Below are 7,883 nucleotides of genomic sequence, written 5' to 3'. Positions count from 1 at the left end.
CTGATCGTCGACTACAAGACCAACCGGCCCGCGCCGCCCTCGGCCGAGGCGGTCGATCCCGCCTATGTGCTGCAGCTCGCGGTCTATGCGGCGGTGCTGCGCCGGCTCTATCCGGACCGGCCAGTCGAGGCGGCGCTGGTGTGGACCGACGGGCCGGACCTCATGCCCGTGCCCCAAGCGATGCTGGACGCAGCGCTCAGGCGTTGAACCGCCGCCTGAGCCGCCCCACATTGGCGGCTTGCGAATCCCCCTGCCGGACCAGCTCCCCCTGGACGGCCCGAACCGGAGACCCTCCCCATGGCCACCCTCAAGGTCACCGACGACAGCTTCGAAGCCGAAGTCCTCAAGGCCGACGGTCCCGTGCTCGTCGACTTCTGGGCGGAGTGGTGCGGCCCCTGCAAGCAGATCGGCCCGGCGCTCGAGCAGATCTCCGACGAACTGGCCGGCAAGGTGAAGATCGCCAAGGTCGACATCGACGACAGCCCGATGACCCCGTCGCGCATGGGCGTCCGCGGCGTGCCCACCCTGATGCTCTTCAAGGGCGGCGAGCTGATCTCCATGAAGGCCGGCGCCATGCCGAAGGGCAAGATCCTGGAGTGGCTGGCCGAGGCCGGCGTCACCCAGGCCGCCTGACCGGCCCTCTCTCGTCAGACATCGTCGGGACGGCATGGGTGGCGGGAATATCCTGATCGGGTCAGGATGACGCCCCGTTCCGGTCGAGGTCCCTCATGTTGCGTTCCCTGTCCCCGTCCGTTCTGGCTCTGAGCCTGGCGCTCCCCTCCGCGGCGGCGGCCATACCCCCGCCCCCGCCGGTGGCTGTGGTCCTGGTCGACGCCGGCGGGTCGCGCGCGGACAGCGAACACCTGCTCGAGAGCGTCGGCGACGGCGCCTTGTTTCAAATGACGGAGGCCCCGGTGGGCGCCGAGGACTTCGCCTCTTGCATTGCGTCAGAGGACGCCGAGGCCTGTGTTCGCGGGCTGCTGGCGGACATGGAGCAGACCCGGCCGCCGGTGGTGGTGGTGATGGCCATGCCGGGGCCGGGCTTCCACTTCGCCTGGCGCTGCATCGGCCCGGGCGAGGCGGCTGCGCGGCCCGAGCGCCAGTCGGTCAGTTTCGACACCCAGCGTTGGCGCAGCGCCTCGGTCACGCCTTGGAACGAGGCCCGCCAGGCCGCCGCCGACTGCGTGCTGGCCGCCGCCAGCGAGAGCGGCTGGTAGGCGATGAGCACCAGGGGGCATTACCTAGGGGTCTTCACCTCCGACAAGACGGGTCCCAAGTGGGCGGCCTGGCGCGCCATGAGCGAGGCCGATCAGAAGGCTACGGCCGAACGCGGAGTCGCGGCCGTGCTCGCATGGGACGAGGCGCACCGGGACGTGATCGTCTATCAGGGCGGTCCGCTGGGGCCGACGAAGCGCATCGGCGACGACGGACGCATCGAGGACGTGGTCAATCTGCTGACCGTCTTCATGGTCGTCCGCGCCGACAGCCATGAGGCTGCGGCGCGGATCTTCGAGGACCATCCGCACATGAGCATCTTTCCCTGCGACGGGGTCGAGGTGATGCCCCTTCTGGGCGACTGAGGTCGCCTAGGCCGACAGGCCGTTCAGCAGCATCGCCACCTGGGCGTCCATGCGGGCGACCAGCTGGTCGAGCGAGCCCTTGTCGAACAGGGCCACGCGGTAGTTGCGGGTGTAGGCGCTCTGCAACATTTCCGAAGCCAGCTTGACGTCGGCGTCGGCCTTCAGTTGGCCGGCCTTGACGCCGTCGCGAAGGACTTCGGCGATCAGATTGGCCATGCCGCGGTCCTGGGTGCGCATGCGGCCCTCGGCGTCGTCGCCCTGCAGCCAGGAGCGCACGACCACGGCGCGCACCATCGGCAGGTTTTCGATCGAACGGCCGTAACCGGCGGCGAACAGGGCCGACAGACGCTTGGCCACGCCCGACGAGGCCTCGGCCTGGGCGGCCTCGCGCATGACGTCCAGCAGGCTCTCGGCGTCCTCGACGTAGATCGCCTCGAACAGGTCGGTCTTGTCGGTGAAGTTGGCGAAGACCGCGCCCGTCGACATTCCGGCGCGCTTGGCGATGTCGCGGATGGTGGCGCCGTCATAGCCCATTTCGCCGAACAGCTCGCGGGCGGCCTGCATGACCTTGCCGCGGGTGCGCAGCTTGGCCTCCTGGCGCCGGTTCAGCTTGGCGGGAGCGACTTCGACGGCCTCGAAAGGCCCGCGGACTTGTGACTGATCCATTGGAGGGCATCCCGCCCGGGGCGGGCCTTCTTGTTCTTGTTGTCGGGGAGCGCTATCGCACGAAAGGTTTAGATAGCCTTTGCGCCCGTGTGTCGCATCTGCGAACGCGCATTTTCGGGCGGCAATGCGGCGAGAAATGGCCCAAGCTCGGCCGTAAGGAACGATCCGATGACGGACACGGTGAACGTGCTCATCCTCATCGCCATCGCGGCGGTGACGATCACGCTCGGCTTCGGCATCTACGCGCTGTTCCGCGGGGGGGAGTTCGGCCGGACCTGGTCCAACAAGCTGATGCGGCTGCGGGTCGTGCTCCAGGCCACCGCCCTGGCGCTGCTGGCGCTGGGCGCCTTCATCGCGTCGCGCGCCGGCGGCTGATGGTCGTCCTCAACCGCATCTATACGCGTACGGGCGATGACGGCTCGACCCGGCTGGCGACCGGCGAGCCGGTGTCCAAGGCCAGCGGCCGCGTCGAGGCCTACGGCGAGGTCGACGAGACCAACGCCTGTCTCGGCTTGGTCAGGCTGCACACCGCCGGCGATCCCGAGCTCGATGAGATGCTCGGCCGCATTCAGAACGAACTCTTCGACCTCGGCGCAGACCTGGCCACGCCCGAGCGAGACAAGCCGCTCGGCTGGGAGCCGCTGCGCGTTACGGCGGACCAGGTGGTCCGGCTCGAACGCGAGATCGACGCCATGAACGCCGCGCTGGAACCGCTGACCTCCTTCATCCTGCCGGGCGGGACCGCGCTCGCCGCCCATCTGCACCTGGCCCGCACCGTCTGCCGCCGCGCCGAGCGCCGGGTCGCGGCCCTGGTCGCCGACCCGTCCGAGACGGTCAGCGCAGAGGCTCTGAAATATCTGAACCGGCTGTCGGACCTGCTGTTCGTGGCGTGCCGCCGCGCCAATCTCGCGACCGGCGACGTGCTCTGGAAGCCCGGCGCCACACGCGAGGCCTGAAGCTACTCGCCGCGGGCCCGGCGTTCCTGGGCGGCCTGTTCGGCGGCCCGTCGCAGGGCGGCGTCCTCGCGGCTCTCGCCCTCGCGCCGGCCGGTGATGTCGGGAATGTAGATCGGCTGGCCGCACACCCGCTCGGACCCGTCCCACCAGCCGCCGGCGCGTTCGCAGCGCTCCTTTGGCCAGACCCAGAAGATCTGGTGAACCCAGATGCCCGCGCAGGCGAGCGCGAACAGCCCCAGGAAGATGATCTTCAGGCGGGAAACGGTCAGGCGCATGCCGCCTCTCTGACGCCGCGCTCGTGGCTGCGCAAGGGGTCGAGCCGTCTTCGCCGTCCGTTAACCACCCACGCGCAACCTTCGGCCCCAGCAAGAAGGGCGCCACGGGGAGCAGATGGCCGGTCTAGGTCAGAGACTGGAGCTTAGGCAGGGTCAGGGGCTGGTCATCACCCCCCAGCTGCAGCAGGCCATCAAGCTGCTGCAGCTGTCGAACCTTGAACTCGACGCCTTCGTCGAGGCCGAGCTCGAGCGCAACCCGTTGCTGGCGCGCGAGGACGGCGAGCCAGGAGAGACGCCGGACGCGCCGGCCGAGGCCGCCGAGGTGTCCGATCGCGCCGAGATGAGCTTCGAGGACGGCCGCAACGCGGAGGCCTCCGACGCTGTCGATGCGGGGGCCGATGACGTCTATGGCGACGCGGCGCCCGGCGAGCGCACCTCCGACCGCATGGCCGAGACCAGCCAACCCCTGGGCGACTGGTCGGCCGTCGGGCGGGGCGGCTCGGTCGAGGGCGACGAGGATCTGTTCGAACGCGCCCTGAAGCGCGAGAAGTCCCTGGCCGAGCACCTGGCCGAGCAGGCGTCCATGGCTGGCTTCACGCCGGCCGAGCACGCCGTGGCGCTGGCCCTGATCGACGGCGTCGACGACGGCGGCTACCTCCGCGCGGCCCTCGGCGAGATCGCCGAGCGCCTGGGCTGGGACCACGAGCGGGTCGAGTCCGTGCTGTTCCGCTGTCAGGGCTTCGAGCCCACCGGCGTCATGGCGCGCTCGGTGCCGGAATGCCTTTCGCTCCAGCTCCGAGAGCGCGACCGGTTCGACCCGGCCATGGCCGCCCTGCTCGACAACCTCGACCTGTTGGCCAAACGCGACATGGGCGCCCTGCGGCGCGCCTGCGGCGTCGACGACGAGGACCTGGCCGAGATGATCGCCGAGCTGAAGGCCCTGACGCCCCGGCCGGGCGCGGCCTTCGGCGGCGAGCCCAGCCAGACCGTGGTGCCCGACGTCTTCGTCCGGCCTGACCCCGCCGGCGGTTGGCGCGTCGAGCTGAACGCCGACACCCTGCCCAGGCTGCTGGTCGACAAGCGCTATCACGCCGTGGTCGCCGGCTCGGCCAAGAGCGATCAGGACAAGACCTTCGTCGCCGAATGCGCGGCCCAGGCCGCCTGGCTGGTCAAGTCGCTGGACCAGCGCGCCAAGACGATCCTCAAGGTGGCGTCCGAGATCGTGCGCCAGCAGGACGCCTTCCTCGCCTTCGGGGTCGAATGCCTTCGCCCGCTGAACCTCAAGACGGTCGCCGAGGCCATCGGCATGCACGAATCGACCGTCAGCCGGGTGACCTCGAACAAGTACCTGGCCACGCCGCGCGGCGTGTTCGAGATGAAATTCTTCTTCACCTCGGCCATCGCCTCCACGGACGGAGCCGGCTCCCACTCCGCGGAGGCGGTGCGCCATCGGATCAAGCAGTTGGTCGAGGGCGAGACCGCCGAGGAAGCCGTCCTGTCCGACGATCGCATCGTCGAAATCCTGAAGGAGGCGGGCATCGACATCGCCCGCCGGACTGTCGCCAAGTATCGGGAAGCCTTGAGGATTCCGTCCTCGGTCGAGCGTCGCCGGATGCTCCGCGCCGGCTAAGCCGGTTCCCCCGAACACCTTTTTTTGAACCGTAGAGGTTCGGCTTGACACCCGATGGCCTCCGGCGCGTTTTAGGGCCATGCAGGTCCAAGTCAGCGGCAAGCACGTGGATGTCGGCGACGCGTTAGGCTCGCGCATCTCCCAGGAACTCGAAGAAGGGGTCGGAAAGTATTTCGAACGCGGCGCTCAGGACGCCGAGGTCGTGGTTTCGCGCGAAGGTCATAGCTTCAAGGTCGACTGCTGGGTCCGGCTCGCCTCAGGCCAGACGATCGTCACCTCCGGGCTCGGCGGCGACGCCCACTCGGCCTTCACCGAGTCGCTCAGTCGCCTTGAGAAGCGCGTCCGGCGCTACAAGCGGCGGCTCAAGGACCACCATCTGGGGCCCAAGCGCCTCTCACCCGAAAAGACCGAAATGGCCGCCGCCGAGGTGGCCCGCATCACCGTGCTTCGCGATCCGGAAGCCGTCGAGGACGAGGATTTCGGCGAGGCTGGCCGTCCCGACGAACATCCGCCGACCGGCATGGTCATCGCCGAGACGGATACCCGCATCCGCACCATGACGGTCGGTCAGGCCGTCCTCGAACTGGACCTTTCCGGTTATCCGGTCGTGGTCTTCGCCAACGCCGGCCACGGCGGGCTTTCGGTGGTCTACCGACGACCGGACGGCAATGTGGGCTGGATCGACCCGCAGCGAACGCGTTCATCGAACGGGAACGCATCAGCGTCATAATCTTCGGATAACGGGCGCGCCTCGCGTGGGCGATGCTGAGAATCAACCAAGGCCTCGGAGCGATCCGTGCGTCGGGTGATGTCGGGGTTAGAGTATGGAAATCGGAGATTTGCTGTCGCGTCCGGCCGTGGCCGTGAGGGCGTCTGCGCCGAACAAGCGGCAGTTGCTGCACAGCCTGGCCGATCTGGCCGCGCCTCAGCTCGGCGTGCCGGCCGAGCGCGTCCTTGAAGGCCTGCTCGAGCGCGAAACGCTCGGCTCGACCGGCCTCGGCGGCGGCGTGGCCGTCCCGCATGCGCGCCTGGCCGGCCTTGACCGCGTCACCGGCGTTTTCATGAAGCTCGACCAGCCGATCGCCTTCGAAGCGGTGGACGACCTGCCCGTCGATCTCTTCTTCGGCCTGTTCGCGCCGGCCGACGCCGGCGCCGATCACCTGCGGGCGCTGGCCTCGGTCTCACGCCTGTTGCGACGCGCCGATATCCGGGATCGCCTGCGCCAGGCCCGCAGCGCGGACTCGCTCTACGCTCTGCTGGTCGATCAGGTGCAGGCGAACGCCGCCTGAAGCTCGCCCCCTAGTGGACGGAGACCGGGGCCAGTTCGTGGGCCACGGCCGCCGCGAAGGCTTCCTCACGCTCCATCAGCACCGCCAGGCGCGCGCCGTCCGCGCCGTGCACCGCATACAGCGTCTGCTCCGGGTTGATCTCCAGGCCGCCGGCCTCGAGCACGGGGGCGTCGGCCAGCAGTTCGCTCGCCTTGATCTCCCGCACATACACCAGGTCCGGCGCGCCGAGTTCAGCGAAGGCCTTGCGGGACAGGACGGTCTGCATCTTTCAACTCCTTGGATAGCCAACGCCCCACGCCTCCGCCGGTTCAGCGGGCGCGGGCAGGCTCGTGTTCTCGTGAAGGGGCCTAGCCGGCCTGGATCGGGATCCGCTTGACCGTCGGTGTTGCCTCCGGTCGCCTCAGCTCGACGTGCAGCAGGCCGTGCTCAAGCCGGGCGGTTTCGACCTCCAGTCCGTCGGCCAGGACGAAGGCGCGGGTGAATCCCCGCGCGGCGATGCCCCGGTGCAGATAGGACGGCTCCTGCCCCGGCTCGCCCTCGCGCTTGCCCGAAATGACCAGCTGGCGGCCCTCCACGGTCACCGACAGCTGATCGGGCGAAAAGCCCGCGACGGCCAGTGTGATGCGCACGGCGTCCTCGCCGATGGCCTCGACATTGTAGGGGGGATAGCCCTCGGCCGCGATCTTGGCGGCGCGGTCGATCAGCGAGCGGGTGTGCTCGAAGCCGAGCAGGAACGGGCTGTCGACGAAGACGGAACGAGACATGGCGGAGCCCTCCTTGCTGAGCGACCCTACGATTGTGCGAGGCCTCCGATGAGCGCCTCGCCCTTGCCGCCTAGATGGGGATCGGCCGCGGCCTGATCAACCGCCCAGCCGCGCGTCGACCGACAGCCGGCCCGCGCCGTGGGTCGCCAGCACCAGACCGCTCAGCACGCACATCATCGGCCCGAACAGCTCGCGCGCGACATCCGGAAAGATCCCGTCGGACGTCCCGATAAGGACGACGGCCACAAGGAAGTTCACCGCCAGCAGGATCCCCGCCCAGCGCGTCACCAGGCCCGGGATCAGCAGCAGACCGACCAGGAACTGCGCCCAGACCGACACCGGCGCGGCCAGATCGGGCATGGGTGACCCGATGGCCGTCAGAAATCCGGCGAATTCCGCCATGCGCGCGGTCGAGGTGATGTTGTCCCACACCCCCCAGATCAGAAACCCGCCGAGATAGAGCCGCAGGGCCAGGATAGCCCAGTCGGTATGCCGGCCCCAGCCGGCCGGGGACAAAAGTCCGCGCATGGTGAAGCTCCCTCTTCGGGAGAGACGCTCTCGCCAGCGGGCCGGACCGTCAAGTTAACTGGGGTTCAGATAGGCCGAAGGCCCCGCGGGGTGTCCCGCGAGGCCTTCGATGGTGGAGCTAAGCGGAGTCGAACCGCTGACCTCTTGAATGCCATTCAAGCGCTCTACCAACTGAGCTATAGCCCCGATCTGGTC

Annotated in this window: 14 protein-coding genes and 1 tRNA gene; 9 read left to right on the top strand and 6 right to left on the bottom strand. The window is 68.9% G+C overall.

The genetic code is table 11. The features are described 5' to 3' along the window. From Q0M60_RS05130 to Q0M60_RS05115, 4 genes are all read left to right on the top strand, one after another. Window positions 1-207 (top strand): PD-(D/E)XK nuclease family protein (locus Q0M60_RS05130; protein WP_296816795.1); only part of this gene is annotated, 207 nt, incomplete at its 5' end. 90 nt (window positions 208-297) lie between these two features. Beyond that, window positions 298-633 carry a thioredoxin gene (gene trxA / locus Q0M60_RS05125; protein ID WP_296816793.1) on the top strand — a complete coding sequence of 112 codons (336 nt, stop codon included), beginning with the start codon at window positions 298-300 and terminating at the stop codon, window positions 631-633. Window positions 634-728: 95 nt separating this feature from the next. Next, the gene (locus tag Q0M60_RS05120; RefSeq protein WP_296816788.1) at window positions 729-1,217 is read left to right on the top strand and encodes a hypothetical protein; all 489 of its coding nucleotides are present in this window, start codon (window positions 729-731) and stop codon (window positions 1,215-1,217) included. 3 nt (window positions 1,218-1,220) lie between these two features. Further along, entirely contained in the window at window positions 1,221-1,580 is a 360-nt protein-coding gene (locus Q0M60_RS05115; RefSeq protein WP_296816786.1) for a hypothetical protein, read from the top strand. Between the two features lie 6 nt (window positions 1,581-1,586). Here the strand turns inward: Q0M60_RS05115 and Q0M60_RS05110 are convergent, their stop codons facing one another. After that, window positions 1,587-2,246: a TetR/AcrR family transcriptional regulator gene (locus tag Q0M60_RS05110; RefSeq protein WP_296816783.1), complete on the bottom strand. Its 660-nt coding sequence runs from the start codon at window positions 2,244-2,246 to the stop codon at window positions 1,587-1,589. Between the two features lie 168 nt (window positions 2,247-2,414). On the opposite strand from Q0M60_RS05110, the gene Q0M60_RS05105 reads away from it, so the two are divergent. Both Q0M60_RS05105 and Q0M60_RS05100 read left to right on the top strand, forming a co-directional pair. Then, window positions 2,415-2,621, top strand: a complete 207-nt coding sequence (locus Q0M60_RS05105) for a twin transmembrane helix small protein (protein WP_296816781.1) — start codon at window positions 2,415-2,417, stop codon at window positions 2,619-2,621. Next, on the top strand, window positions 2,621-3,202 hold the full coding sequence (locus tag Q0M60_RS05100; RefSeq protein WP_296816778.1) for a cob(I)yrinic acid a,c-diamide adenosyltransferase: 582 nt from the start codon (window positions 2,621-2,623) through the stop codon (window positions 3,200-3,202). Before Q0M60_RS05105 ends, Q0M60_RS05100 begins: the two co-directional genes overlap by 1 nt. Before the next feature lie 2 nt (window positions 3,203-3,204). On the opposite strand, the gene Q0M60_RS05095 is transcribed toward Q0M60_RS05100, so the two are convergent. Continuing rightward, entirely contained in the window at window positions 3,205-3,477 is a 273-nt protein-coding gene (locus Q0M60_RS05095) for a hypothetical protein (protein WP_296816776.1), read from the bottom strand. A 115-nt stretch (window positions 3,478-3,592) separates the two neighbouring features. Here Q0M60_RS05095 and rpoN point away from each other — a divergent pair, with 115 nt between their 5' ends. From rpoN to Q0M60_RS05080, 3 genes are all read left to right on the top strand, one after another. After that, a complete protein-coding gene (rpoN, locus tag Q0M60_RS05090) occupies window positions 3,593-5,107 on the top strand; it encodes an RNA polymerase factor sigma-54 (protein WP_296816773.1) in 1,515 nt (504 codons plus the stop codon). 79 nt (window positions 5,108-5,186) lie between these two features. After that, entirely contained in the window at window positions 5,187-5,837 is a 651-nt protein-coding gene (gene raiA, locus Q0M60_RS05085; RefSeq protein ID WP_296816771.1) for a ribosome-associated translation inhibitor RaiA, read from the top strand. A gap of 94 nt (window positions 5,838-5,931) precedes the next feature. Then, complete coding sequence (locus tag Q0M60_RS05080; protein ID WP_296816770.1) at window positions 5,932-6,396, top strand: PTS sugar transporter subunit IIA; 465 nt, start codon at window positions 5,932-5,934, stop codon at window positions 6,394-6,396. Window positions 6,397-6,406: 10 nt separating this feature from the next. Here Q0M60_RS05080 and Q0M60_RS05075 read toward each other — a convergent pair whose 3' ends face one another. From Q0M60_RS05075 to Q0M60_RS05060, 4 genes are all read right to left on the bottom strand, one after another. Next, window positions 6,407-6,661 carry a DUF1150 family protein gene (locus Q0M60_RS05075; RefSeq protein ID WP_296816767.1) on the bottom strand — a complete coding sequence of 85 codons (255 nt, stop codon included), beginning with the start codon at window positions 6,659-6,661 and terminating at the stop codon, window positions 6,407-6,409. A gap of 82 nt (window positions 6,662-6,743) precedes the next feature. Beyond that, complete coding sequence (locus Q0M60_RS05070; protein ID WP_296816765.1) at window positions 6,744-7,160, bottom strand: Hsp20 family protein; 417 nt, start codon at window positions 7,158-7,160, stop codon at window positions 6,744-6,746. Window positions 7,161-7,256: 96 nt separating this feature from the next. Continuing rightward, on the bottom strand, window positions 7,257-7,688 hold the full coding sequence (locus Q0M60_RS05065; RefSeq protein WP_296816762.1) for a DoxX family protein: 432 nt from the start codon (window positions 7,686-7,688) through the stop codon (window positions 7,257-7,259). A 110-nt stretch (window positions 7,689-7,798) separates the two neighbouring features. Then, a tRNA-Ala gene (locus tag Q0M60_RS05060) sits at window positions 7,799-7,874 on the bottom strand. Window positions 7,875-7,883 lie beyond the last annotated feature (9 nt).

The organism is Brevundimonas sp., from assembly GCF_024711105.1.
GTDB lineage: Bacteria > Pseudomonadota > Alphaproteobacteria > Caulobacterales > Caulobacteraceae > Brevundimonas.
The sequence above is the reverse complement of the archived record's forward strand: the minus strand, read 5'-3'. Positions and strand labels throughout refer to the sequence as shown.

Bases quoted from the DNA above. Each gene is read 5' to 3' on its own strand.
- trxA (WP_296816793.1), top strand. From the start codon at position 298: ATGGCCACCCTCAAGGTCACCGACGACAGCTTCGAAGCCGAAGTCCTC.
- Q0M60_RS05065 (WP_296816762.1), bottom strand. From the start codon at position 7,688: ATGCGCGGACTTTTGTCCCCGGCCGGCTGGGGCCGGCATACCGACTGG.
- Q0M60_RS05095 (WP_296816776.1), bottom strand. From the start codon at position 3,477: ATGCGCCTGACCGTTTCCCGCCTGAAGATCATCTTCCTGGGGCTGTTC.
- Q0M60_RS05105 (WP_296816781.1), top strand. From the start codon at position 2,415: ATGACGGACACGGTGAACGTGCTCATCCTCATCGCCATCGCGGCGGTG.
- raiA (WP_296816771.1), top strand. From the start codon at position 5,187: ATGCAGGTCCAAGTCAGCGGCAAGCACGTGGATGTCGGCGACGCGTTA.
- Q0M60_RS05075 (WP_296816767.1), bottom strand. From the start codon at position 6,661: ATGCAGACCGTCCTGTCCCGCAAGGCCTTCGCTGAACTCGGCGCGCCG.
- Q0M60_RS05120 (WP_296816788.1), top strand. From the start codon at position 729: ATGTTGCGTTCCCTGTCCCCGTCCGTTCTGGCTCTGAGCCTGGCGCTC.
- Q0M60_RS05100 (WP_296816778.1), top strand. From the start codon at position 2,621: ATGGTCGTCCTCAACCGCATCTATACGCGTACGGGCGATGACGGCTCG.
- Q0M60_RS05070 (WP_296816765.1), bottom strand. From the start codon at position 7,160: ATGTCTCGTTCCGTCTTCGTCGACAGCCCGTTCCTGCTCGGCTTCGAG.
- Q0M60_RS05115 (WP_296816786.1), top strand. From the start codon at position 1,221: ATGAGCACCAGGGGGCATTACCTAGGGGTCTTCACCTCCGACAAGACG.
- Q0M60_RS05110 (WP_296816783.1), bottom strand. From the start codon at position 2,246: ATGGATCAGTCACAAGTCCGCGGGCCTTTCGAGGCCGTCGAAGTCGCT.
- rpoN (WP_296816773.1), top strand. From the start codon at position 3,593: ATGGCCGGTCTAGGTCAGAGACTGGAGCTTAGGCAGGGTCAGGGGCTG.
- Q0M60_RS05080 (WP_296816770.1), top strand. From the start codon at position 5,932: ATGGAAATCGGAGATTTGCTGTCGCGTCCGGCCGTGGCCGTGAGGGCG.